Annotated in this window: 26 protein-coding genes; 14 read left to right on the top strand and 12 right to left on the bottom strand. The window is 64.6% G+C overall.

Annotated features, from left to right (window positions below; all coding sequences use genetic code 11):
- Window positions 1-93 precede the first annotated feature (93 nt).
- The 6 genes from QCE58_RS20995 to QCE58_RS20970 all read right to left on the bottom strand — a co-directional run bounded on the left by QCE58_RS20995 (window position 94) and on the right by QCE58_RS20970 (window position 7,199).
- The gene (locus QCE58_RS20995; protein WP_250521967.1) at window positions 94-906 is read right to left on the bottom strand and encodes a polysaccharide deacetylase family protein; all 813 of its coding nucleotides are present in this window, start codon (window positions 904-906) and stop codon (window positions 94-96) included.
- The gene (locus tag QCE58_RS20990) at window positions 903-3,275 is read right to left on the bottom strand and encodes an MMPL family transporter (protein ID WP_250521966.1); all 2,373 of its coding nucleotides are present in this window, start codon (window positions 3,273-3,275) and stop codon (window positions 903-905) included. Before QCE58_RS20990 ends, QCE58_RS20995 begins: the two co-directional genes overlap by 4 nt.
- A 7-nt stretch (window positions 3,276-3,282) precedes the next feature.
- Window positions 3,283-3,867: an outer membrane lipoprotein carrier protein LolA gene (locus QCE58_RS20985; protein ID WP_250441020.1), complete on the bottom strand. Its 585-nt coding sequence runs from the start codon at window positions 3,865-3,867 to the stop codon at window positions 3,283-3,285.
- Window positions 3,868-3,871: 4 nt separating this feature from the next.
- The gene (locus QCE58_RS20980) at window positions 3,872-4,774 is read right to left on the bottom strand and encodes an acyl-CoA synthetase (RefSeq protein ID WP_250522021.1); all 903 of its coding nucleotides are present in this window, start codon (window positions 4,772-4,774) and stop codon (window positions 3,872-3,874) included.
- A 68-nt stretch (window positions 4,775-4,842) separates the two neighbouring features.
- The gene (locus QCE58_RS20975) at window positions 4,843-6,525 is read right to left on the bottom strand and encodes an AMP-binding protein (protein ID WP_250522020.1); all 1,683 of its coding nucleotides are present in this window, start codon (window positions 6,523-6,525) and stop codon (window positions 4,843-4,845) included.
- A 20-nt stretch (window positions 6,526-6,545) separates the two neighbouring features.
- On the bottom strand, window positions 6,546-7,199 hold the full coding sequence (locus QCE58_RS20970; protein WP_250521965.1) for a hypothetical protein: 654 nt from the start codon (window positions 7,197-7,199) through the stop codon (window positions 6,546-6,548).
- A gap of 454 nt (window positions 7,200-7,653) precedes the next feature.
- On the opposite strand from QCE58_RS20970, the gene QCE58_RS20965 reads away from it, so the two are divergent.
- The 5 genes from QCE58_RS20965 to QCE58_RS20945 are packed head-to-tail and all read left to right on the top strand — an operon-like array spanning window position 7,654 to window position 11,646.
- Window positions 7,654-7,914 carry a phosphopantetheine-binding protein gene (locus QCE58_RS20965; protein ID WP_008348277.1) on the top strand — a complete coding sequence of 87 codons (261 nt, stop codon included), beginning with the start codon at window positions 7,654-7,656 and terminating at the stop codon, window positions 7,912-7,914.
- A 4-nt stretch (window positions 7,915-7,918) separates the two neighbouring features.
- Window positions 7,919-8,635, top strand: a complete 717-nt coding sequence (gene fabG, locus QCE58_RS20960) for a 3-oxoacyl-ACP reductase FabG (protein WP_175981033.1) — start codon at window positions 7,919-7,921, stop codon at window positions 8,633-8,635.
- Between the two features lie 21 nt (window positions 8,636-8,656).
- Window positions 8,657-9,985: an NAD(P)/FAD-dependent oxidoreductase gene (locus QCE58_RS20955; RefSeq protein ID WP_250521964.1), complete on the top strand. Its 1,329-nt coding sequence runs from the start codon at window positions 8,657-8,659 to the stop codon at window positions 9,983-9,985.
- A gap of 22 nt (window positions 9,986-10,007) precedes the next feature.
- A complete protein-coding gene (locus QCE58_RS20950) occupies window positions 10,008-10,817 on the top strand; it encodes a 1-acyl-sn-glycerol-3-phosphate acyltransferase (protein ID WP_250521963.1) in 810 nt (269 codons plus the stop codon).
- 58 nt (window positions 10,818-10,875) lie between these two features.
- Window positions 10,876-11,646 (top strand): glycosyltransferase family 2 protein, encoded by a 771-nt coding sequence (locus QCE58_RS20945; RefSeq protein WP_250521962.1) that lies wholly within the window; start codon window positions 10,876-10,878, stop codon window positions 11,644-11,646.
- On the opposite strand, the gene QCE58_RS20940 is transcribed toward QCE58_RS20945, so the two are convergent.
- From QCE58_RS20940 to QCE58_RS20925, 4 genes are all read right to left on the bottom strand, one after another.
- Window positions 11,630-13,624, bottom strand: coding sequence for a glycoside hydrolase family 28 protein (locus tag QCE58_RS20940; RefSeq protein ID WP_250436645.1), 1,995 nt, complete (start codon window positions 13,622-13,624; stop codon window positions 11,630-11,632). The two genes, QCE58_RS20945 and QCE58_RS20940, sit on opposite strands and share 17 nt — an antisense overlap.
- A gap of 147 nt (window positions 13,625-13,771) precedes the next feature.
- The gene (locus QCE58_RS20935) at window positions 13,772-15,103 is read right to left on the bottom strand and encodes an ATP-binding protein (RefSeq protein WP_250457365.1); all 1,332 of its coding nucleotides are present in this window, start codon (window positions 15,101-15,103) and stop codon (window positions 13,772-13,774) included.
- On the bottom strand, window positions 15,100-15,843 hold the full coding sequence (locus tag QCE58_RS20930) for a response regulator (RefSeq protein ID WP_250521961.1): 744 nt from the start codon (window positions 15,841-15,843) through the stop codon (window positions 15,100-15,102). The genes QCE58_RS20935 and QCE58_RS20930 overlap by 4 nt, the downstream gene beginning before the upstream one ends.
- Complete coding sequence (locus QCE58_RS20925) at window positions 15,830-15,973, bottom strand: hypothetical protein (protein WP_167561844.1); 144 nt, start codon at window positions 15,971-15,973, stop codon at window positions 15,830-15,832. The genes QCE58_RS20930 and QCE58_RS20925 overlap by 14 nt, the downstream gene beginning before the upstream one ends.
- A 250-nt stretch (window positions 15,974-16,223) precedes the next feature.
- Between QCE58_RS20925 and QCE58_RS20920 the strand changes: the two genes are divergently transcribed.
- From QCE58_RS20920 to QCE58_RS20905, 4 genes are all read left to right on the top strand, one after another.
- A complete protein-coding gene (locus tag QCE58_RS20920) occupies window positions 16,224-16,763 on the top strand; it encodes a thioredoxin family protein (RefSeq protein WP_008348264.1) in 540 nt (179 codons plus the stop codon).
- A 207-nt stretch (window positions 16,764-16,970) separates the two neighbouring features.
- Window positions 16,971-17,189, top strand: coding sequence for a DUF4148 domain-containing protein (locus QCE58_RS20915; protein ID WP_008348262.1), 219 nt, complete (start codon window positions 16,971-16,973; stop codon window positions 17,187-17,189).
- A 35-nt stretch (window positions 17,190-17,224) separates the two neighbouring features.
- Entirely contained in the window at window positions 17,225-17,497 is a 273-nt protein-coding gene (locus QCE58_RS20910; protein WP_250441014.1) for a hypothetical protein, read from the top strand.
- Between the two features lie 36 nt (window positions 17,498-17,533).
- Window positions 17,534-17,950, top strand: a complete 417-nt coding sequence (locus QCE58_RS20905) for an organic hydroperoxide resistance protein (RefSeq protein WP_008348258.1) — start codon at window positions 17,534-17,536, stop codon at window positions 17,948-17,950.
- Window positions 17,951-18,041: 91 nt separating this feature from the next.
- Here QCE58_RS20905 and QCE58_RS20900 read toward each other — a convergent pair whose 3' ends face one another.
- Together QCE58_RS20900 and QCE58_RS20895 are read right to left on the bottom strand one after the other, a co-directional pair.
- Entirely contained in the window at window positions 18,042-18,260 is a 219-nt protein-coding gene (locus tag QCE58_RS20900) for a hypothetical protein (protein ID WP_008348256.1), read from the bottom strand.
- Between the two features lie 194 nt (window positions 18,261-18,454).
- A complete protein-coding gene (locus QCE58_RS20895) occupies window positions 18,455-18,658 on the bottom strand; it encodes a cold-shock protein (RefSeq protein ID WP_008348254.1) in 204 nt (67 codons plus the stop codon).
- Between the two features lie 233 nt (window positions 18,659-18,891).
- Between QCE58_RS20895 and QCE58_RS20890 the strand changes: the two genes are divergently transcribed.
- The 5 genes from QCE58_RS20890 to QCE58_RS20870 all read left to right on the top strand — a co-directional run bounded on the left by QCE58_RS20890 (window position 18,892) and on the right by QCE58_RS20870 (window position 24,619).
- On the top strand, window positions 18,892-20,184 hold the full coding sequence (locus tag QCE58_RS20890) for an NRAMP family divalent metal transporter (RefSeq protein WP_250521960.1): 1,293 nt from the start codon (window positions 18,892-18,894) through the stop codon (window positions 20,182-20,184).
- A gap of 354 nt (window positions 20,185-20,538) precedes the next feature.
- On the top strand, window positions 20,539-21,825 hold the full coding sequence (locus tag QCE58_RS20885; protein WP_008348251.1) for a glycine betaine/L-proline ABC transporter ATP-binding protein: 1,287 nt from the start codon (window positions 20,539-20,541) through the stop codon (window positions 21,823-21,825).
- Complete coding sequence (locus QCE58_RS20880) at window positions 21,822-22,709, top strand: proline/glycine betaine ABC transporter permease (protein ID WP_250457370.1); 888 nt, start codon at window positions 21,822-21,824, stop codon at window positions 22,707-22,709. Before QCE58_RS20885 ends, QCE58_RS20880 begins: the two co-directional genes overlap by 4 nt.
- 55 nt (window positions 22,710-22,764) lie before the next feature.
- Window positions 22,765-23,646 carry a glycine betaine ABC transporter substrate-binding protein gene (locus QCE58_RS20875; RefSeq protein ID WP_008348248.1) on the top strand — a complete coding sequence of 294 codons (882 nt, stop codon included), beginning with the start codon at window positions 22,765-22,767 and terminating at the stop codon, window positions 23,644-23,646.
- Between the two features lie 85 nt (window positions 23,647-23,731).
- On the top strand, window positions 23,732-24,619 hold the full coding sequence (locus tag QCE58_RS20870; protein ID WP_250521959.1) for a dihydrodipicolinate synthase family protein: 888 nt from the start codon (window positions 23,732-23,734) through the stop codon (window positions 24,617-24,619).
- The last annotated feature ends 4 nt before the right edge of the window (window positions 24,620-24,623 follow it).

Raw genomic sequence — 24,623 nt, 5'->3', positions numbered from 1 at the left:
CTCTTCCGGAAGATTCTTATTTGCAATCCGAAACAATAGTGTGCGCGGAGTGAATGGGGTGCTCACCAGAATCGAGCGGAGGGGCCGCGCCGTCTATCCGACGATCGCCTCGCGCAATGTGACGGTGACAAGCCCGCGATCCGCCGCCGCGCGCAACACGGTGTCGAGCGCGGCGAGCACGATGGGCGCGCCGTTTGCGTCCCTCGCGGCGTGGCCATCGTGGACGAGCAGAATGTCGCGCGCAGCGAATCCGTTCAGCAAACGTCGCGAAACGAGCGATGCGTCGCCGGTGCGCGTATCGAAACCGCGCCGCGTCCAACTGGCGAGCTGCAGGCCGAGCGCGCACAGCACCGGTTCGAGAAACGGATTGCGCAAGCCCGCTGGCGCGCGAAAGAAAAGGGGCCGCGTGCCTACGATTTCCTCGAACGTGGCTTGCGCAGCGTCGATCTCGCGCCGCAACGCGCCCGGTCCCATCAGCGAAAAATCATGCCGATGCCGCTGGCTGTGATTCTCGACGGCATGTCCGCGCGCGACGATCTCCCGAACGATGTTCGGATAGGCGCGCGCCCGCTCGCCGATGCAGAAGAACGTCGCCCGTGCGCGATGCGCGTCGAGCAGATCGAGCACGCGCGGCGTCACGTCGGGATCGGGGCCATCGTCGATGGTGATGGCGATGCACGCACCCGCCGATTCGGGGAGCGTCGTCCAGTTGTGGCCGAGCAGGGCGCTTCGCGGCCAGAGTCCCGCCGCCGTCAGCGCGAGATGCGACGCGATCACGCCGCCCGCCGCCCACGGCCAGGTCGCGGGCGCGAGGATCAGCGATGCCAGCGCGCCCGCGTGCACGGCCGCCGCGCCGCCGATCAAGGGCGTCGGCGTCCAGCGGCGCGGCTCGCCGGGCGCGTTCATCGCGACAATCCCGAGCGCGGCGCGAGAATCGCCGAGAACAGCAGCGCCAGAATCGCGCCGGGACCGACCGTCAACCCGAAGGTCTTGAGCATCGGCACGTTCGACAGCGCGAGCAGGCCGAAGCCGAGCACGGTCGCGAGATTCGCGATCACGAGCGAGACGAGCGTCTGCGGCGAAACCGCGTCGTTTTCGGCGTGCGCGCGATAGTTGAAGAAGAGCGCGTAATTCGAGCCGACCGCGACAATCAGCAGCATGCCGATCAGATGCAGGATCGTCAGCGACTTGCCCGCGAGCGCGAGGCTCGCGATCACGACGATCACCGCCGCGACGAGCGGCGCCAGCGTGCGCGCCGCGCGCACCGGTGAGCGCAGCGCGAGCACCAGCAGCACGACGATCGCGGCGAATCCGCCGAGCGACAGGCGAATGTCCTCGTGCACGTAGTTCCGGTAGAGGCGATCGGCTTCCGCTTTCATGTCGACGAAAAGCGCGTCCGGCACGCGCGCCGCCGCGACCGCCGCGCGAATTTGGTGCACCTGCACGTCCGAGCCTTCGGCCGCGCGCAAAGGCAGCATCGCGGTCCAGCGGCCGTCGCGTTCGGTGAGAAGCGAATCCACGGCGAGCGCCATCGACGTGCCGCGCAGATCGGCGCGTCGCAAGAGCGGCTGCGCGCGCGCGGCTTCGACATCGGCGATGAAAGGCTCGAAAACCTCGGGCTTTACCTGGATCGTCTGATTGCGCAAAGCGGGCGCGAGACGCGCGCGCAAGGTATCGGCATCCGGCAGGCTCGCGATGCGCGCGCGCTGCGCGGCGTCGCTCGGCAGATACGTCGCCGGGCTTTCGAAACCGGCGATCACGCGGGCATCGACGAGCGGCTGCAATTGCCGGGCGACGGCTTCGGCGCGCTCGAGCGCGGCCTGCTCGCTCGCCGCCGACACCACGACGAGATAGCGCACGTCCGGCGCGCCGACATCCGCGCGCAGGCGTTCGTCGAGATCCTGGCTCGCCTTCGGAACCGGGCTGAGCGACGACAACTCCTGGCTCCACAAGCCGTGCCGCTGCATGAGCAGCGTCGCGAGCGCGGCGAAAAGCAGCACCGCGAGCGCCACGCGCAAGTGCGACGCGCGCGCGGCGAAACGCGCGAGCACATTGCCGAGGCGCGAGACATCGCGAATCGCGAAGCCTTGCGGCAGCAGATGCGGCAGCACGAAGCGCGTGACGATGCCCGCCGTCGACAAACCGACGATCGAATACAGCCCAAGCTGCACGAGGCCCGGAAAGCCGGAGAAGAGCATCGAGGCGAAGCCGCAGATCGACGTCAGCACGCCGAGACGGATCGTCGGCCAGAAGCCCGCGACCCAGTCCTTCAGCGATTCGCGCCGTTGAACGCCCGCCGATTGCACGAAGAGATAGATCGAATAGTCGACCGCCTCGCCGATGAGCGTCGTGCCGAAACCGAGCGTCAGACCGTGGACCGTGCCGAACGCGAGGCTCACGGCGGCCACGCCCGCCGCGACGCCGGAAAGCACCGGCATCAGGCCGAGCAAGAGCGTCGGCACCGACCGATACACCGCGAGCAGCAGCACGACGATCAGCACGATGCTCGCCGCCGACAGCCAGCGCACGTCGCGCATGATCGTGTCGCGCGATTCGACGGCGATGACGCCCGGCCCCGTCAGCAGCAGGCGAAAAGGCGTCGCGCCCGGCGCGGCCTTGTCGAACGCGGCGCGGATCGCGGCCATCGCGCTCGCTTGCGCGTCGGTGTCGGAACCGGGGCCCGCGGTCTGCGCCAGCAACACGGCGCGCTGGCCGTCGCGCGATGCCCACACGCCGCCGTGCATCGCGGGCTGCGCGCCGCTGTCGAGACGGCTGACGAGCGCGGTGACTTCGCCGGTCGGATCGTGCGGCAGCAAGTCCTTCGTCATCATGCCCGCGGACGAGGCGAGCAGGTCGAGACTGTCGGCGAGCGCGTCCTTCAGGCCGGATTCGCTGAAGCGCTCGGGCGTAACCGATGGACTCAGTCGATAGCGATGCTCGAACACGAAGCGCTCGTCGCGCGCCTGTCCGACCGGCTCGCCGTTGTTGATCGCCGAAAAGCGCTTGTCCTCGCGCAGCGTCGCCGCGATTTTGCGCGACAGGCCGGCGCGCGCGTTCGCATCGCCGCCCTCGATGCCCACGAGAATCAGCCGCGACACGAGCCCGTCGCGCAACTGCTCGACGAGCACGCGCTGCTGCTCGCTCGGCGTGCGCGGAAGGAAAGCGGAGAGATCGGCGGAAAAGCTCGCGCGCGCGATGATCGCCGCGCACGCCGCGAGAAAGCACAGCCAGACGATGACCGCCGGCTGACGCAAGGACCGCGAGACCGCGCGCATGCCGCGGTCAGTGCGCCGACGCGTCTTGCAGGCGCATCAGCGAGCGGTCGCCGTCGGCCTGGCGAATCTCGACGCGCGCGAGCGCCGCGCCCGTGCCTGCGAGCGTGATCGAGCTGACCTTCTGCTGCATGCGCGAATCGATCGGCACGAGCGTCATCGTCCAGTCGTTGCCTTTGCCGTCGATCGAAACCTTGTACGCGTTTTCGAGCGCGAAGCGGTTGCCCGCGAGCGTCGCGCGAATGCTTTCGATGAACGCGCCCAGTTCCGGATAGTTGCGCAGCGGGATCGTGATTTTGCGGCCGTTGCGGTCGACGGTGAGCATGTCGCCATCGACGACAAGATTCTCCGGCTTCGGACTCGTCGTGTGCTTTTCCAGATGATCGGGCGCGACGAACACGAGCTCGCCCGACGATTCGAGCGGCGCCTGCGCGATCTTCAGATAACGCGTCTCGGTGAAATGCGCGCGGCCCGATTTCTTCGCGCCGAGCGTGTTCATCAGGCGATCGAGCGTCCAAGGGGCGTCGGCGGCGACACTGATCGTCGATGCAGCCGACAGCAAGGCGGCCGTCAGAACGGCGGCGAAAATTCGCATGAGTTCAGGAATCCCTCGTCGCTTCCCGCAGCGGCGCCGCGTTCGCGGGCGCGTGGTCCTGCGCGGCGCTCGTCTGCCAGAAATCGAAATAGTTGAACCAGTTGTACGGCGCGGCGCGGCAATACTTGTCGAGCAGCGCGACATAGCGCGTGAGCGCGACATCGACGGCGGCGGCGCGCTCGCCGCGCTCGATCGTCGAGAAATCGGCGAGCGTTTCGAAATGGATGTCGTAGCGATTGCCGCCGAGATACAGCCCCGTCATGAAGACGACCGGACGGCGCAGCACCGCCGCCATATGCAGCGGCCCGAGCGGAAACGCGGCGGGCGCGCCGAGAAAGTCGCGTTCCCTGAGCGCGTCGCCGGCCTGGGGCAGCGTGCGGTCCGCGAGAATGCCGACGAGGCTGCCCGCATCGAGCCGCTCGCGCACCTTGAGCATCGCATCGACTTTGCCGAGACCGATCACATCGTGATGCGCGGCCGGATTCACGGCGGCGAGAATCGCGTTGATCTTGCGCGCGTTCTCTTCATACATCGTGATCGCGATGCGGATATGCGGCTGCGCCCGCCCGATCGCGCGCACCACTTCGAAGCTGCCGAGATGCGCGCCCATCAAGAACGCGCCGTGTCCGCCGGCGAGCGCCGCTTCGACATCCTCGACGCCGTGCGTGCGGATATCGAACAGATCGAAGCGCTCGTTGAGCAGATAGATGCGGTCGTGAATCGTCGATGCGAACGAAAACACATGCCGATACCCGTCGCGCCAGCCCGCATGCCGCCCGAGCGCGCGATTCAGATAGCCGCGCGACGCACGCCGCGCGCGCGGCGCGAACACGACGAAATACGCGGTGATGATCCGCAGCAGCACGCGCCCGATGCGCCGTCCGAAGCGCAGCGATATCCACGTCATGAAGCGCAGCAACGCGAGGTTGCTGCGTTCCTGGCGGTCGGCCCAGTCGTCGCGGTTGCGTGGCTTGTTCACGATGCCCGAGCGTCCCCGGCGGACGGCGCCGCGAGCGCGCCGCTCGCCACCGCGCGTGCGCCCGCGCGAATCGTGAAGCGGATCGCGCCGCTCGCCGCCGTTTCGTAGGCGATATCGAGCGCCTCGCCCGGTTTCGCCGGACTCAGGAATTTCGCCGATTCGATCCTGCACGCGTCAACGCTCGTGCCGAGCGCGGCGCCGATCGCGTCGAGCGCGTGATCGAGCAGGACGACGCCCGGCACGATCGGATGGCCGGGGAAATGTCCGGCGAGCGCGGGATGATCCGGCGGCACGGTGAAGCTCAACGCCGCGCGCCGCTTGCGTTCCTGCTCGATCAGTTGCGTGAGCACGTCGCGCGGCAGCTTGCCGGTCGCGTTGCGCGGCAGCGTTTCGACGAACAGCAGCGGACGCGGCATGAACGCGGCGTCGATGCGCTCGCGCAACGCCCGCTGCAAATCCGCCACGGCAAGCCTCGGCGCGACGACGAGCGCCATCAGACGGCGCACGGGTTCGCTGTCGGCTTCGGTTTCGTCGGGCATGTAGAAGACGCCGTCGACCACGCCCGGCACCGCGTTCAGCTGATGATTCAAATACGCGAGCGACGTGCGCTTGCCCGCGATGTTGATGAGATCCGCCTTGCGCCCGTGCAGCAGAAAATGCGTCTCGTCGATGAGTTCGAGCGCGTCGCCCATCGGCACCGGCGTTTCGACGTGTCCGCCCGACGCCCACATCGTCGGTTCGCCGGGATCGTCGGCATCGTCGGCGCGTGGCGTCAGCGCGATGTCGGGAAACAATTCCCACGCGGCGGTGCGCGCAGTGCGGCGCGTCGCGATCTGGCCCGTTTCGGTGCTGCCGTAGATTTCCATCAGCGGCGCGTCGAGGCGCGCTTCGGCGTCGAGCGCGAGCTTTTCCGAAAGCGGCGCGGTCGCCGACAGCACGAGCGATGCGCGCGGCAACGCTTCGTCGTTGGCAAAGAGCGCGCGCAGATGGATCGGCGAGCTGACGAGCACGCGCGGTTCCGGCACGGCGTCGAGTTCCGCGCGGATATCGACAGGATAGAACGGCTGACGGTTGCTGAACGCGAGGCCGCCGATGAGCGCGAGCAGCACCGTCGATTCGAAGCCGTACATGTGCTGCGGCGGCACCGTGCCGATGAGCGTCGCGCGGGCTTGCCCGAGCAGGCCGAGCCGGTCGGCGGCGGCGCGCACGTTCTTCACGAGAAAGCCCCACGTCTTGCGATGCGGCACCGGCACACCGGTCGAGCCGGACGTGAACACGTACGCGACGACGCGCGCCCCGTCGATATGCGGAACCTGCGCTTCGCCGGAAACGTCCACGTGCGCAACCTCCGGATAGCGAAAGCGCGGCAGATCGATCGCGCAATCGTCGCTGTCGTGCAGGCAAAACGCGTCGGGCGCGAACGAGGCGAGGGCGCGCACCATTTCCGGCGTGTGTGTCGAAGGCAGCAGGCTCGTCTTGCCCGCGACGAGCGTCGCGCACAGGCTCACCGTGAAGCGATACCGGTCCGTACACACGTTGAACACATGCCCGCCTTCGGGAAGCGCATCGGCGAGCGCGCGGACATCGGCGAGAAAGTCGCGCACGGAGACGCTCGCGCCGTCGCGCCAGGCGATGGTCTGATCCGGCGATGTGTGGAAAACCAGCGGAAAAGTCTGCATGTGCGATGAATTCGACGGCATCACTGCGCTCCGCTGCGACGCATCTGCATCGAATGGGCGTAGGCGCGAACGGCGTCCATGATGCTCGACGGCTCCATGTCCGGCAGCGCGATGCGCCGGCACGCGTATTCGGCGACGAACATGAGCCCGACGAGCGGCAGCGCGAGATAGTTGGCGAACGTGGACCACGTGACGATCGATGCGAACGCGAACAGCATCGTCGATACGAACGCCGTCGCGACGAAGAAGAGCGTCCATGCCAAGGTGACACGCCGCGTGTAGCCCGCGACGCGCGGCTCCAGCTTGCCGTGGACCATCGTCGCGAACTGCGTGCAGAGCGGCTCGCGGCCCGGTCCCAGCGTGCGGCCGAACATCCACGCGAGCGCGAGATTGAAGCTCGTGTGTTCGATCCACAGCCCCCAGCCGAAATGCGCGGTGAGCGGCGCACGCGCGAGCCAAAGCGCCATGCAGCCGAGCGCCCAGAGCGGCAAGAGCCACGCGCGCGCGCTCGAGCGCACGGCGGCGTTCAGCGCGATCAACAAAAGGGGTGCGAGCACGAGCGCGAGGCCGAGTCCGTGCGCGCCGGGCGCGGACGCGGCATGGTGCGCGCCAAGCTGATACGCGACGATCGCGGCAACGACGCCCGCCGCGCGCAGAAAGCGGGTGGCGTTCATCGGCGCGCTCCCGCGGGAGGCGACGGGCGCTCGAAAACCGCTGGTCGATGAAAAAAGGTACGCAACATGGGATGCGGCTGCGGCGCTCTTTAGTGAACGCTCGGTTGTTGAAGAAAACTCGGCAGTCGCCCGCCTGACGATCATTTTCCCGCGCCGGTGCGCGGGCGGTCTGTAACCGATTGTTCGATGATCTTACATTCGTCAGACGCGCGAATTTTACCCTACCGACGCAGGGGTCCCGTCACGCGGCGAACTCCCTGATTTTTCTCAAAATTACACCGGTGCCGGATGCCATGCGGCCAGTTACCTTTCCTACTAGGCGTCCCAAGGGGCATCGTCTAGAATTTCGCCACTGCAATTATCTCGATAACAGGCAGCCGACGACGTGCGGATAAGCGGGGCGCACGTTTTCCGAGCCGCCCTTGGCGCCTCCCTGCGCTGGCCTGTACACACGATGAATGAACTGGAAAGAGAGCTCGCCGAGCTGATCGTCGCCGAACTGAATCTCGAGGACGTCGATCCCAAGGCCGTCTCGGCCGATACGCGGTTGTATGAAGAAGGTTTCGGGCTCGATTCCATCGATATTCTGGAGATCGCGCTCCTGATCTCGAAGAAGTACGGCTTCGAACTGCGCTCGGACAATCCGGACAATCAGAAGATTTTCGCGAGCCTCGGCGCGCTCGCGGCGCACGTCGCCGCGCATCGCACGCGATAAGGCCATGCGCGCGCTCGTGACAGGCGGCAGCGGCGCAATCGGACAAGCCATCGGCCGGTCGCTCGGCGCGGCCGGACACGAAGTCTGGATTCACGCGAACGGCGGCATCGAGCGTGCTGAAAGCTGCGTGCAAGCCATTCGCGCGGCGGGCGGCACGGCGCATGCCATCGGTTTCGACGTGACCGATCCCGACGCCACCGACGCCGCGCTCGCGCGCATCCTCGCGGACGGCCCGGTGCAGATTCTCGTGAACAACGCGGGCATCCACGACGACGCGCCGATGGCCGGCATGACGCGTGAGCAATGGAAACGCGTGCTCGACGTCACGCTCGACGGTTTTTTCAACGTCACGCAGCCGCTTCTGATGCCGATGATCCGCACGCGCTGGGGACGCATCGTCAACATGTCGTCGCTGTCGGGTTTAATGGGCAATCGCGGGCAGGTGAACTATGCCGCCGCGAAGGCCGGGCTGATCGGCGCGACGCGTGCGCTGGCGCAGGAACTCGCGTCGCGCGGCATCACCGTGAACGCGGTGGCGCCCGGCGTCATCGATTCGCCGATGCTCGGCAGCGCCTTTCCGCCCGAGCGCATCAAGCAACTGGTGCCGGCGCAGCGCGCGGGCACGGCGGAAGAAATCGCGGGCATGGTCGCGTATCTGGTGTCGGATGCGGCGGCTTATGTCACCGGGCAGGTCCTGTCGATCAACGGCGGGATCGCCTGAACAGCACACCGAGGGACGCAGATGAGTGAAACGACGCAAACCTGGGATGTCGTCGTGATCGGCGGCGGACCGGCCGGATCGACCGCCGCGACTCTGCTCGCGGACCGCGGCTATCGCGTGCGCGTGCTGGAGAAGGCGCGGCATCCGCGTTTTCATATCGGCGAATCGCTGTTGCCGGCGAACTTGCGGCTGTTCGAAAAGCTCGGCATCGCGGATGAAGTGCGCGCGATCGGCATGGTCAAGCTCGCGGCCGAGTTCGTATCGCCGCAGCACGACAATCGCATGCAGCGTTTCCTTTTCGCCGATGCGTGGGACAAGTCGATGCCGAGCGCGTATCAGGTGCGCCGCTCCGAGCTCGACGACATCCTCTTGCGCAACGCCGCGAAGCACGGCGCGCAGGTGAGCGAAGGCTGCCGCGCGCGCGATGTCGCGTTCGCGCCGGATGGTTCGAGCGCGACGATCGACGCCGAACACGACGATGGCCGCATCGAGCACGTGCGGGCGCGTTTCGTCGTCGATGCTTCGGGGCGCGACACGCTGCTCGCGAATCACTTCAAGACGAAGCGCCGCAACGAACGGCACAACTCGTCGGCGCTGTACGGCCATTTCCGCAACGCGCGCCGCAACGAAGGCGAAAACGAAGGCAACATCACCGTGTTCTGGTTCGAGCACGGCTGGTTCTGGTTCATTCCGCTCGCGGACGGCGCGACGAGCGTCGGCGCGGTCGTGTGGCCTGCGTATCTGAAGCAGCGTCCGAAGGGCACGTCGGTCGAGACGTTCTTTCGCGAGACCATCGCGATGTGCCCGCCGCTCGCCGCGCGCCTGAAGGATGCCGAACTGATCAGCGAAGTCCACGCGACCGGCAACTACTCGTACACCGGCGACATGACGCACGGACGCAACTTCCTCTTGCTCGGCGATGCGTTCGCGTTCATCGATCCGGTGTTCTCGTCCGGCGTGATGCTTGCGATGCAGAGCGCGTTCGCGGGCGCGGATGCGATCGACGCCGCGCTGAGGAATCCCGCGAACGCGCAAGCCGCGCTCGCGAAGTTCGACCGCGACGTGCGTCACGGTCCGCGCGAGTTTTCGTGGTTCATCTATCGCATGACCTCGCCGACGATGCGCAATCTCTTCATGGGCCCGAGAAATCCGCTGCGCATGAAGGAAGCGCTGCTGTCGCTGCTCGCGGGCGATATCTTCGGCTCGACGCCGATCTGGCCTTCGCTGCGCGCATTCAAGGGCATCTATTACATCTCGGCCGCGCTCGACTGGCGCAATTCGCTGCGCGCGTATCGTCAGCGCCGCCGCAATCTGCGCGATGCGCAACGCGCGGAGCTATCGGCCAATTGATGATGCTCGATCGGGTGGCGCGATGAGTGACGCTCATCGGAAATTCGGCGCGGCGGACGGCAAGGGTTCGCTTGCCGGCGCGCTCGAATCCGCATGGCAATGCGTGGCGTTCTATTTCGCGCTCGTCGTGCTCGCGCTCGTCTGTCTCGCGTGGTTTCCGTTCGCGTGGATTCTGCGCCGCGTATTGAGCGTCGATGCGGGCCGGCGCGTCGGACGAGCCGTCGTGCAGCGCGTGTGGCACGGCTATTTCGTGCTGCTGCGCACGCTCGGCGTATGCCGCTTCGATCTCTCCGGACTCGACGCGCTCGCGGGCCAGCCCGCGATGATCCTCGCGCCGAATCATCCGTGCCTGCTCGATGCGCTGCTGATCGCGTCGCGCGTGCCCGACACCTGCTGCGTCATGAAGGGCGATGTCGCCGGCAACGTGTTTCTCGGGCCGGGCGCGCTGCTCGCGGGTTATATCGTCAACGATACGTCCGTCGGGCTGATTCGCGCCGCCGTCGCCGAACTGCAGCGTGGCAGTCCGCTGTTGCTCTTTCCCGAAGGCACGCGCACCGAAAGCGCGGCGGTGAATCCGCTGAAGGGCGGCATCGCGCTGATCGCGGCGCGCGCGCAGACGCCGGTCCAGACGTTGATTATCGAAACGAATTCCGGTTTTCTCGGCAAGGGCTGGCAGATCTTCAGGAAGCCCGCGCTGCCGATCACCTATCGCGTGACGCTCGGCCGCCGCTTCGCGCCGCCGGGACGCGATCACGCTGCGCTGCAGGCGTTCATCGCCGAATTGCAGCGCTTTTATGCGGGCGAACTCGACGCGCATCGCATCCGCGACTGAAAGCATCGGCGTCGGCAGACTTTAAAATTCGTCGCAACTCATTCCGCTTTTTTTTGCAATGCCTTCCACACGCGCATCGTCCACGCACTTCCTCCTCATTCCGAGCTACAACCCCGGCGAGAAAGTCGATGAAACCGTGCGCGGGGCGCGCGAGCAGTGGAATCCGGTGTGGGTGGTCGTTGACGGCAGTACCGACGGCAGCGCCGAACGCCTCGTCAAAATGGCCGAAGCCGACGACGGGCTGCGCGTGATCGTGCTGCCAGAAAATCGCGGCAAGGGCGCGGCAATTCTCGCGGGCATCGACGAAGCGGCGAAGCTCGGCTTCACGCACGTCCTCACGATGGACTCGGACGGACAACATCCCGCCGCGCTGATCCGCACGTTCATGGAAACGTCGATGAAGGCGCCCGATGCGATGATCCTCGGCCGCCCGAAATTCGATGCGAGCGCGCCGCAACTGCGCGTGCAGGGACGGCGCATCTCGAACGGCTGGGCGAATCTCGAAACGCTGTGGATGGGCATCGGCGATTCGCTCTACGGCTTTCGCGTCTATCCGATCGCGCCGCTCGCCGCGCTCATGCATGCGCAGACTTTCATGCGCCGCTTCGACTTCGATCCGGAAGCGGTCGTGCGCCTGTGCTGGCGCGGCGTGCGCCCGATCAACGTCGACGCGCCCGTGCGCTACTTCACGGCCGAGGAAGGCGGCGTCTCGCACTTCCACTACGGCCGCGACAACGCGCTGCTGACGTGGATGCACATGCGGCTTTTCCTCGGCTTCCTCGCGCGCCTGCCCTGGCTTGCGTGGCGTCGTTTCAGCGCGCGTCGCTGACCGTCGAGTTCATCGCGACGCCCGCGATCAGCGTGTTCGCAAGCACGATGTCGTGAACGTTGTACGCGTAGATCGGGCCGGGCGTCGTCGCCGTTGCGGGTCCGGCCGCGACCGGCGTGCCGAAATCGCAATCCGTGATCGTGACGCCGGTGATCGCCGGAATCGCGGGCGTCGGCGCGGGGCCGTTGTAATCGAACGCGACCGGGCCTTGCGCGACGATTGCCTGAAAACACGATCCGCTCACGCCGTTCAGCGACACGTTGCTCGCCTTCAGGTTCGAGATGTTCACGTTCTGCACGAGCGCGGGCCGCGTGCGGATCGCGTCTTTCGACGGCTGATAGTCGCAATCGAACGTGATGATGCCGCCCTGCGCCGCCGATGGATTCGCCGCCGTCGCCGTCGCCACGCCGAGCGGCACCGTCGCGTTGATCGGGCTGCCCGCGAGCAGACTGCTGCCGTAACCGGAAGGCGTGAGGCTCACGCCGTTGGGCAGCGTCACGTTGTCGACGTAAAAGTCCTTCACGAAGCCGCCGCGATTCATGTTCGTCTTGATGCGGATCGCGATGTTCAGCGAATTCGTCGCCCAGAACTTGTTGAGCATCTGCAGGTTGCGCGCGTAAATTTTCTGCACGCCGCCGCCCATTTCGCTGCCGAGCGTGATGCCGCCGTGGCCGCTGTTCATCGTGCAGTTCTGGATGACGTGGTTCTGCGCCGGGCCGTACTGCGTGTCGAGATCCTTGCCCGACTTGATCGCGATGCAGTCGTCGCCGGTGTTGAACGTCACGTTCTCGCAGAGGACCGTGTCGCAGGCGTCGGGATCGAAGCCGTCATTGTTCGGGCCGATGCTGTCCACCGTCACGCTGCGCATCACGACGTTGCGGCAATCGGTCGGATGATGCTGCCAGAACGGCGTGTTGTTCGTGCGATAGCTTTCCATCAGCACGTTCGTGCAGCCGATGAATTCCACCATGCACGGCCGCAGATAATGGCCGATGCCGAAGATGCGCTTTTCGATGGCGACGCCCGCTTCCGATAGCGCCGGCAGATAGTTCTGGTCCTGCTGCCACGGCGTGGCCGGATCGGTGAGCTTGGTGTAGAGCGCATCGGCGATGCCGGGCACGGCGGTCTTCAGGTCGACGTTGTTCGCATTGACCGATGCCTGCGATGGCGTCGACGAATTCACGCAGCCGTAGACGCCGCTATTGCCCTTCCACGTCCACCAGCACGTCGCGGTGTTGCCGCTGCCGGCGAATGGCGTCATCGCCTGGCCGTTGAGCACGGAGCTGTCGCCTTCGCCCGTCACCGCGATGTTCGTCTGATTGCGCGCGTAGACCGGCGGGCCGTAGTTGAGGCAGTCGTTCGCCTGCCAGCGGCTGTAGTAGAGCTTGCCGTTCGCGCCGCAATCGACCGGGCCATCCTTCGCGTAGTCGGCGGGATTCGGGCTGAAGTAGATCGTGCAGTTCGCGGACAGATGAAAGTCGACGTTCGACAGCAGCACGATCGGTCCCGCGCAATACCACGTTCCCGACGGCACGACGACGTGTCCGCCGCCCGCCGCGTTGCAGGCCGCGATGGCCGCGAGAAACGCGGGGCGCGAATCGAAGGAGCCGGGCGCGTGGGTCTGGTCCGCGCCGGTGCTCAATGGCGACTTCGCCGGATCGGTGTATGGATTCGCCGCCGCGACGACCGCGCACGTTTTCGCGCCGTAATCGGTGACGAGGAACTGGCGGCTCGGAAACATCGACGTCGAGACGCTCTGCAGCGCGTTGACGATCTGCGTCGCGGAGCCGGACGGGCCCCAGATCGGGTCTTGCGCGGCGGGCGGCGTCGGCGAGCCGGAGGCGGAATCGGAGTCGTCGTGGCCGCCGCAACCGGCGAGCGCGCCAAATGTGCTCATCGCGCCGAGCAGCGGGGCGCCCGCCGACAGCCCCGCGAACTTCACGAACGCGCGGCGCGCGCGGTTTTGTGGGTGCTTCATCGATCGTCTCCTGATCGTTTATTTATCGGATGTCGTATCAGTTTGCGTACAAGGCAAACGTTATCCAAGACGCAGGAGACACGTCAACTCGGTGCAAACGCGTAAGGAAATATAAGACGTCGTATGTGATGGATCGGAAAAAATGTCTCAATCGGTCTTCTTGAGCGCGAGCCGCGCTTCGAGCCCGCCGCCTTCCCGATGATGCAGCGTGAGCGACGCATCCATCGCGAGCGTGAGCTGGCGCGCGATCGCGAGCCCCAGTCCGGTGCCGCCCGTTTGCCGGTTGCGCGAATCTTCGAGCCGCACGAAGGGCTCGAACACCGCGTCCAGCGATTCTTCCGGAATGCCCGGCCCGCGATCGAGCACGGAGATGACGGCGCGTCCGTCGTCGCGCGTCGAGACTTCGATTTCCGCCTCGCCGGCATACTTGATCGCGTTATCGACGAGATTGCCGATAACGCGCTTCAAGGCCTGCGGCGGCGCCATCAGTGCACCGCCGATGTTGCCCGACAACCTCACCGATTGTCCTGCATCGAGATAATCGTCGACCATGGTTTCGATGAGCGCGTCAGCATCGATGCGGCGCGGCGCTTCGTTCGTGCCGTGCAGCGTGCGCGCGTAGGTCACGCCTTCCTTCACGAGCGATTCCATCTCCTTCAGATCCTGCTGCAGCTTCGCGCCGGTCGATTCGTCGTCCATCACGTCGACGCGCAGCCGCATACGCGTGATCGGCGTCTGCAAATCGTGCGTGATCGCCGCGAGGATCTGCATGCGTTGGGCCATGTACATCGAAACGCGGTCCTGCATCGCGTTGAACGCTTTGGCGGCGCGCGCGACTTCCTCCGGTCCCGATTCCGGCAGACGCTCGGCCTTGAGATCCGGGCCGAGCGTATCGGCGGCTTTGGCGAGGCGCTTGAGCGGGCCGGTTGCGAGGCGCACCGCGAGCCAGCAGCACGCGCCGAGCACGATCAACTGCAACGTCAGCACGAGCGGGAGCCAGCCGGACATCGGCATGCCGGCGACCGGACGCATGTCGATGGTGAGCGGCGAGCCATCCGACAGCTTCAGATGCACCTGAAAACGCTCCCTGGGACCGGGAACGGCGTTGACCGTCATCGGATAACGATTGGCGATGCCCGCGCCGATCGAGTTCGCGAAGCGTTCCGACAACTCCGCATCCGGCTTCGCGCCGGTCTGATCACCCGGTCCGAGGATGAACTCGTAGCTGCGACGCGCGAGACGCGGCAGCCACTGCGCACGCTCCTCCGGCGGCAGATGATCGAGCAGCGCGACCGAGCTCGCGACCTCGCGCTCGACGTAACCGACCATCATGTTGGTCATCGATTCGTCGCGCTCGCGCATGGTCAGAAGAAACGAGAATGTCTGGGCGAGCGCGAGCCCGACGACGAGTATCAGCGCGAGGCGCGCGAACAGCGTGCGCGGCCAGTGCAGCGGTGAACTGGAGGAAACGGTGCTCATTGAGAAGACTCGACCGGTTTGACTTCGGCGGAGAAGACGTAGCCTTCGCTGCGCAAGGTCTTGATGTAACGCGGCTCGCGCGCGGTGTCGCGCAGCCGTTGACGCAAGCGCGAGACGAGCAGATCGATGGAGCGGTCGAATGCATCGGCCTGGCGGCCTTGCGTCAGGTTCAGCAATTGATCGCGCGTGAGCACGCGCTGGGCGTTGTCGAGAAACACGCGCAGCAGGCGGTATTCCGCGCCCGAGAGCGCGACCATCGTGCCTTCCGCGTCGAGGAGATGGCGCGCGGTCGTGTCGAGACGCCAGTCGCCGAATCCCAGCATCTGCGAGGTTTCGGTGACTTCCATGCCCGGCGGCAGCATGCGCGTGCGGCGCAATACGGATTTGATGCGCGCGAGCAATTCGCGCACGGCGAAGGGCTTGGGAAGGTAATCGTCGGCGCCCATTTCGAGGCCGAGAATGCGGTCGGCTTCCTCGCTGCGCGCGGTGAGCATCAGCACCGGCACATGGCGGAACTTGCCCGCGCGCAGCTCGCGGCACAGCACGAGGCCATCCTCGCCGGGCAGCATCAGATCGAGCACGATCAGATCCGGCGCGCCTTGCTGCTCCAGCACGGCGCGCATCTGCCGGCCGTTCGCGGCGAGCGATACACGCATTCCGTTTTTTTCGAGGTATTCGGCGAGCAGTTCGCGGATGCCGCGATCGTCGTCGACGATCAAAACGTGATCAGTGGTTTCCATCGATGGATCGTTGTCGTTGACGCTTGAGTTGCATCCGGCTCGGGCTGACCAGCAGACACTGAACCGGATGGGCCATTTCCGTCGCGATCCCGCCGATGAGAAAGGCGAAGACCGCCAGCATGCGTTTCATCCGAAGCTCCCGCCGATTGCGATGACTGCGTTATAGCGCGCTTCGGCGGACGTTTTGTATCGCAGTGTATCCCGCATGTCGTGCGATACATAACATTGCGCAGCGCGCCTTTATCCGACACAAGCGGGATACGCGCGCGCAGTCCAATGCGCTCATGCCGATGCGAACGTCGGCCTGCCGGAGCGATGTGGCGATCTCACCAGCCATCTCACGCCGCTCCGATATTCACCGCATTCAAGAGGACTTCGTCATGCTCGACGCCATCAGAAACGCCGCCGTGTGCGCCGGAATCGCCGCGTGTGCGGCCATCGCGCCCGCGCAGGCCGCCGCACCCGCAAGCGCTCACACGAGCGACAACGTCGCGCCGGAGTTCGCCGGCATCGACAAGTGGATCAACAGCGAGCCGCTCTCGCTCGCGCAATTGCGCGGCAAGGTCGTGCTCGTCGATTTCTGGACCTTCGCGTGCGGCAATTGCCTCAACACGCTGCCGGCCGTGAAATCGTGGAATCAGAAGTACAAGGACAAAGGGCTCGTGGTCGTCGGCGTGCATACGCCCGAGTTTCCGTTCGAGCGCGATACGAACAACGTCAAGCGCGCGATCGAACGCAACGGGATCACGTATCCCGTCGCGCTGGATAACCGCTACGCGACGTGGGCCGCGTACGGCAATCAGTACTGGCCGGCGTTCTATCTGATCGACAAGCACGGGCGCGTGGCCTACACGCATTTCGGCGAAGGCGATTACGCGCAGACCGAAGCCGCGATCGGCAAGCTGCTGGCCGAGCGCTAGGCGGGGTTCTGTATCGCAATGTATCTGCAACGTGCGCGATACAAAACATTGCACAAGACCCGCATCGCCGACACAAGCCAGATACGTGCGGGCCTTCAAATACACACAACGACGGCTCACGAGTGACACCCAAGACCGACACCCGCGATGCCCGATCGCCGTAACTCACTCAACCGACCGAATCATCAGCATTCAAGGAGAAACACCATGAAATCCACGATCGTTGCTTTCGCTCTCGTCGCCGGCGCCATGACCGGTGTTGCTCACGCCGCCGTGAAGAACGTGCCGCTGAACGTGCAGTCCCAACAGGCCGTCGCGAACCACGCGTATGCCGGCAAGACGCGCGCCGAAGTGAAGGCCGAGCTGGCACAGGCACAACGCGATGGCGAGATCGCGGCGTTGCGCAGTCTCTATCAAGGCAGCTAATCCATTTCCTGAATCACGCAAACGAGGTTCGAATCATGATCAAGCAATTCGTCACCGCCGCAGTCTTCGCCGTCAGCGCCGTCGCCGCCGGTTCCGCCTTCGCCAGCAGCGGCTACGGCCCCGCGCCGCACTACGATCCGCTTGCCGGCGCGCCTTCGTCGCAGCGCGGCGTGAGCGCGCAGACCATCGCCAGCGAAAGCGCCGCCGCGCCGATGCAGGCATACGGCGGCATGAGCGACACGGTTTCGCAATCGGGCGCGCGCGGCGTGGCCACGAACGACGTCGCCCGGCTCTTCGCGCATCACTAAGCCAGTCAACTTTTCGAATCCAAAGAGGAACGCATCATGACCCAGATCGACACCGTCCTGTACACGGGCAAAACGCGCGTCGTCGGAGGCCGCGAAGGCCATGCGAAGAGCACCGACGGCCGTCTCGACGTCAAACTCTCGCCGCCCGGATCGGCCGGCGCGGGCACCAATCCCGAGCAGATGCTCGCGGCGGGCTGGTCGGCGTGTTTCATCGGCGCGATGGGCAAGGCCGCGGCGAAGCTGAAGACGCGTCTGCCGGCCGACACCGCCGTCGATGCGGAAGTGGACCTCGGCATGAACGGCGATGCGTATCTGCTGCGTGCGCGCCTGAACGTGAGCCTGCCGGGAATCGAGCGCGCGGTGGCGCAAGAGATCGCGCAGATGGCGCATCAAACGTGTCCGTACTCGAAGGCGCTGAAGAGCAATATCGATGTGACGATCACGGTGGTCTGACGCGTTCATCCACGCGATGCGGTCCGGTCGACCGGTGCTTGATCGATCAATCGAAAGCACTGGGCCGACACGGGCCGAATCGTTGCGGCTGTCAGCCTCGCGTGTCGATCCATTCGCGCGCCCATCGGCGCGAGAATTCGACCGCCTCACTTTCCTTCGCGAAATAGTCGAGCGAGTAGAAGCGATACTGCGCATCCGTCGGATGTTCGCTCGAACGCTCGAGCATCAGATTGGCTGAAAACGTCTTGTCGCGGAGCCGATGCGCGGACGCGTGCACCGTATAACCACGGTAGTGATTGAGTGATGTCATTTTAGTTTTAGATGTAAATGCTTTGCGGCCAGATGCCGAAAGCGCAGGAGCGATGCGCGCTGATAACGCGATCGTCGAAAGGCTGTCAGAGCCTGGGAGAGAAAAGGCGGGAAACGGAGGCGGACAACAAGAGCGCGGAAACCGGCGTTGCGGTTCCCGGCGTGATGCGGATCTACAGCGCTACAGCGGCAGATTTACAGCGGCTTGATGTTCGAAGCCTGCATGCCCTTCGGGCCGCGCTTCGTTTCGAAGCTGACCTTCTGACCTTCGGCCAGCGTCTTGAAACCGTCCGAACGAATTTCCGAGAAGTGCGCGAAAAGATCGTCGCCGCCATTATCCGGGCTGATGAAGCCAAAACCCTTGGTGTCGTTAAACCATTTAACCGTACCGGTGTCCATAAAAATCCTGAAATGAATAGATAAGTTGCTCGATCGAGCGGGATGAAGCGGCAAGGAGGGGAATGGACAACGAATACCGGGGAAAATCGGACTATTGATGAGCAGCAATCGACTTCTTGTACTTCAACGACCATTATGCCAATTCCAAGAGAAATGGTCAACTATTCGTTTCGAAGCGAAGGCGAGCGGAACGATTCGTGCATCGCGTGTGCATCTCGTCATCGAGTTGGCACATGCGTTTTCGTCAGAAGAAGACAGCGCTCGACGGCCGCATGTCCGGCGCCGCGCGGCCCGCGCACTCATGGGCGGCGGACGTCGGACCGGGCCTCGTCACGATTGCATCAGATAACGATCCGGGCGGCCTCGCCACCTATACGCTCGCCGGCGCGTGGTACGGATTCGACCTATTGTGGGTGTGCGTGCTCTCGTACCCGTCGACCGTCGCGCTTCAATTGATCGCCGCTCGCGTCGCCGCCATCACGCGACAAGGCCTGACGACGAACATGCGCGAACATTATTCGCGGCTGTTCTTCTACTTTGCGGTCGCGCGTTTCGTGATCGCCAACACGTTCAATATCGCGGTCGATGTTCTCGCCATGGGCATCGCGCTCAGTTCGCTCGTCGGCGGTTCGCTCCTGTGGCTCACGCTTGCTTCGGGATGCGCTTCGCTCGTGTTGCAATGGAGCGTCGCTTATGCGCGATACGCGCGCGTCCTCAAGTGGCTGACGCTCGCGATGTTCGCGTACGTCGGCGTGATCCTGCTCGTCGACGTGCCGTGGCGACTGGTTGCCATCCGCTCGGTGATTCCACGCGTGGAGTGGACGGAGGGCTACATGTCGATGCTGATCGCGGTGCTCGGCACGACCGTCAGCCCTTACTTGCTGTTTGCGCAAGCGGAGCAGGAGGTCCGCGACGCACGAGAGAGCGGCGATCGTGGAGAAGCGTTGGAGCGGACGATGCGCGGCGTGCGTCGCGACACGCTCTGGCGAACGGCGTGCTCGAACGCGATTGCGATCTGCGTGATGATCGCCGCGGCCGCGACGCTCCATCTGCTCGTCCATGCATCCGTCGGCGATACGGTCTCGATGTCGCGTGTACTCGAGCCGCTCGCGCACGGTTACGCGCGGCAGGTTCTCGCACTTGCGCTTCTCGGATCGGCCTTGCTGGCGCTGCCGCCGCTCGCGGGCTCGGCGGCTCAGGCCGTAGCCAGTTCGTTCCGCTGGAAACGCGGCGAACGGCGAGACCGGCGGATCGCGTATGTGCTCGTCGCCACGATCGCGCTCGGCACGATCGCAGCAGTGGTCCTCACGCACTATCACGTCGACCCGGTGCGCGCGCTCTACTGGAGCGCGGTGGTCAACGGCATGACCGTGACGCCGGTCCTCGTGCTGCTCGTGCTGCTCAGTTCGAAGCGCGAAGCCGTGGGCGACCTCGCCGCGCATTGGGCGCTTCGCGCGCTGAGTTGGCTCGCCACGATAGCGACCGCGGCGGCTGTGATCGCCCACTTCATACTCGAAGTGCAGTGACGGCATTCGCGTAAATCTCCGCCCCTACCATCCGAAAAAGTCATGCGAAGGGCGTCGCTTAGGGGCATTCCCTAGCGTCGCTTTCGAGCGGTCTCGCGGCAAACGGCGGCCACGCGCGCGCCCGTCGCCTGCAAAGCCGCGCCCGTGCTGGCTCTACGGCATTCACGCTGCGTTCCGTTTTTTTCAGGCATCGAATGCGACGGACACATGCATTACCAGAAGTATCGAAAAGGGCTCAGAAAATGTCGGTGGATGATCGAAATTGGCCATGTACGCTTCATTCAACGCAAAGAACGCCGGGTTGTTTCCGGCAGCGACAAACTCCTTTTTGAACCTGCTAGGTGGAATGACCCGATGATTCCCAACCTGACGCTCGCACCGAACGAAGTCACGAGCACGGCTTCCGCGCAGTCCGGCACCGTATCGCCGGCGCGTCCTGTCGCGGCATCCACGACCGAGATTCTCACGGTCAAGAACCTTTCGAAGATTTTCGGCGCGAAGCCCGAGCGCGCCCAGGAGCTCTTGAAACAAGGCCTCGGCCGAAACGAAATCTTCGCGCAGACAGGCAATATGGTCGCCGTCGACGATGTCAGCCTTGCCGTCAACGCGGGCGAGATCTTCGTCATCATGGGCCTCTCCGGTTCCGGAAAATCGACGCTCGTGCGTCTGCTCAATCGCCTGATCGAGCCGACTTCGGGGCAAGTGATTCTCGAAGGGCGCGACATCGCGCCGATGAGCACGCCCGAACTGCGCGCCGTGCGCCGCGAAAAAATGGCGATGGTGTTCCAGTCTTTCGCGCTGCTGCCGAACCGCTCGGTCATCGACAACATTGCTTACGGGCTCGAAGTCGCGGGCAAGAAAAAATCGGAACGTTATGACATCGCACGCGCCGCATTGACGCGCGTCGGCCTCGCTTCTTACGAGAAGCTGCTGCCGAGCGAGTTGTCGGGCGGCATGCAGCAGCGCGTGGGTCTCGCGCGCGCGCTGGCGGTGAATCCCTCGGTGCTCTTGATGGACGAAGCGTTTTCCGCGCTCGATCCGCTCATCCGCTTCGAAATGCAGAACGAGTTGTTGCGTTTGCAGAAGGAAGAGCGGCGCACGATCGTCTTCATTTCGCACGACATCGAGGAAGCGGTGAAGATCGGCGGGCGCATCGGCATCATGAAGGACGGCCGTCTGATTCAGGTGGGCACGCCGGCAGAACTCATCCAGTCACCCGCCGACGCCTACGTGCGCGATTTCTTCCGCAACGTCGACGTGTCGCGCTTCCTCGAAGCATCGAGCCTGATGACGAAGGTCGAGCGCGGTCTCATCGCGTGCAATACCAGCGCGCCTTCCGAGCGCTATCTGAACAGCCTCATCGACAGCGGCGCGGAGTGCGGATACGTCTGCGATGAAGCAGGGCGCTATCAGGGTTGCGTGACGCCTGCATCGCTGCACAAGAGCGGCAACCGGCCGATCAGCGATGCATTGCTTCGCGATGTCGCGGCGGTTCCGCTGACAGCCGATCTGCATCAGCTCGCATCCATTGCACTGGGGCAGGAGCACGACGTGCCGGTCACGGATGAACAAGGCAGGCTCGCGGGCGTGGTGTCCTGCCGCACGATTCTCAAGCAGGTCATGGAGCGGAGAGCAGCATGAATTCCTCGATTTTTGGACGATTCGCCGAAGACGCGGTCAACTTCCTTTTCTCGCACTTTCGCGGCGGCTTCGATGCCTTCTCGGCTGCGCTTGGCGCGGTCATCAAGCTCCTCGAAGACGGTCTCGGCGCGGTGCCGTTCATCGCGATGCTCGCGATCCTCATGGCGCTCGCGCTGTGGAGAAAGGGCGTCGTGTTCGCGGTGTTCGTCGGCGCGGCGCTCTATGTCATCAACTACATGGGCCTGTGGGCGCAGACGGTATCGACGCTCGCGCTCGTTGTCGCGGCGACGTTCTTCAGTCTCGTGATCGGCGTGCCGCTCGGCATCTGGGGCGCGCGCAACAGGCGTGTCGAAGTCGTGCTGCGTTCGCTGCTGGACTTCATGCAGACGATGCCCGCGTTCGTGTATCTCATTCCCGCGGTCATTCTCTTCGGCCTCGGCCGCGTGCCCGCGGTGATCGCCACGATCGTGTTCGCGATGCCGCCCGTCGTTCGATTGACGACGCTCGGCATCCGCCAGGTGCGCGAGGAATTGCTCGAAGCCGGCCGCTCGTTCGGCAGCACCGATGCGCAACTGCTCTGGAAAATTCAGTTGCCCAACGCGCTGCCTTCGATCATGGCGGGCGTGAACCAGACCATCATGATGGCGCTGTCGATGGTGGTGGTCGCTTCGATGATCGGCGCGGGCGGCCTTGGCGAGTACGTGCTGAGCGGCATTCAGCGGCTCGATATCGGCATCGGTTTCGAGGGCGGTCTCGGCGTGGTGCTGCTTGCGATCATTCTCGATCGCCTGACGGAAAGCTTCGGCGTGAAAGCGAAGAAAAAGAAGAAGGTCATCTCCACGCCGGCAAAGCCCGCCGCGGCGCAAGCGAACGCGCAGACCTGAGCGATACGAGCATCGATTACTCAACCACAATGCTATGAAAGATACGGAGTCCGTAATGAAAAACAACCTGATCAAATCCTTGATCGTCAAGATAGTGACGCCGGCCATTGTGGCGTTCGGGGTCGGCGCGAGCCCGGCGATGTCCGCCGAGCCGATCAAAGTGGCGGTCACGAACTGGGCCGACGTGCTCGCGGTCGCCAATGTCGCGAAGTACGTGCTGGAGACGAAGCTTCAGCAGCCGGTGCAATTCGTTCAGGCGGATATCGGCATCCAGTATCAGGGCGTATCGCGCGGCGATCTCGACATCATGGTCGGCGGCTGGCTGCCGGTGACGCACGGTCAGTATGTCGCGCGCTACAAGGACACGCTCGACGACGTCGGCATCATCTATACGGGCGGCAAGAACGGCTGGGCGGTGCCCGCGTATGTGCCCGAGTCGCAGGTTTCTTCGATCGAGGATCTGAAGAAGCCTGAAGTGCAGAAGCAGCTCAACGGCGTGATCCAGGGCATCGAGCCGGGTGGCGGTCTCATGCAGGCGTCGGAGAAAACCATCAAGGCGTATGACCTGTCGGGCTACAAGCTGCAATCGGCGAGCGAGGCCGGCATGCTCGCGGCAATCCAGCGCGCATACGGATCGAAGCAATGGATCGTCGCGACCGTTTGGAGCCCGCACTGGTTGTTCCAGAAGTGGCAGATGCGCTATCTGAAGGACCCGAAGGGCACGCTCGGCGGCGAAGAGCAGGTCCATGCATTCGCCTCGAAGCAGTTCGCGGGCAAGTTCCCCCGCGCAGACGTGTTCTTCAAGCATTTCAAGCTGACGCTCGCGGACGTGGAATCGATCGAATTCGAAGGCAATTCGACCAACGACTACGCGACGGCCGCGAAGAAATTCGTCGACGCGCATCCGGACAAGGTCAAGGCGTGGCTGACACAGTGAAGGCGTACTGCAGGACGCTTGCAAAGCGCACGTTCGACGTGCGCCGCGCATGACTTCGCACGATCCATCCATCAGAGAGACAAACATGAGCTTCGAAGGCGTACATACACCGCTCGTCACCCCGTTCAAGGCCGACGGCGAAATCGATCACGACATGCTCGGCAAGCATGCTCAGAGTCTCGTTGGCCGCGTTACGGGCATGGGCGTCGGCGGCACGACCGGCGAATACTATGCGCTCAGTTTCGAAGAGCGTGTGAAGACGCTCGAGACGGTAGCGTCGGCGGTCGGCGGCAAGACCTATCTCACCGCCGGCATCAACGCGACGACGACGAAGGAAGTCGTGCGTCTCGGTAACGAAGCGAAGCGCGCGGGCTACGACGCATTGCTGGTCGCGGCGCCTTACTACGTGCAGCCGACGCAAGACGAGCTGCTCGATCACTTGCTGAAGGTCGACGACGCGCTCGACATGCCGATCATGCTCTACAACTTTCCGGCGCGCACCGGCACGGCCATCGGCGATGAAGTGCTCGACAAGCTGCTGCAGCGCCCGACCTTCGCCGCGATGAAAGAGAGCACGGGCGACATCGCGCATCTGCATCATCTGGCCACGCAACTGCCGGAGCGCTTCGTTCTCAGTTGCGGCATGGACGATCAGGCGCTCGAATTCTTCGCATGGGGCGCGCGTAGCTGGGTCGCGGGCGCGTCGAACTTTTTGCCGGAAGCGCATACGGATTTGCTCGAAGCGTGCGTTAAACGCGGGGATTTCAGCACCGGCCGCAAGCTGATGACGCAGTTGCTTCCGGTGCTCGAATTGCTGGAGCGCAGCGGCAAGTTCATCCAGTACGTGCGCTATGGCTGCGAGCTCGCGGGCACGAAAGTCGGCATCGCGCGTGCGCCGCTCGGCACGTTGAGCGACAAAGAACGCAGCGCCTTCGCGAGGCTCGTTCAACCCTTGCTGCGCAACGCTCAGTAACGCG

The sequence above is a fragment of the Caballeronia sp. LZ028 genome, from assembly GCF_031451415.1.
GTDB classification, from domain to species: Bacteria; Pseudomonadota; Gammaproteobacteria; order Burkholderiales; family Burkholderiaceae; genus Caballeronia; species Caballeronia zhejiangensis.
This window is presented reverse-complemented; position numbering and strand designations above follow the sequence as displayed.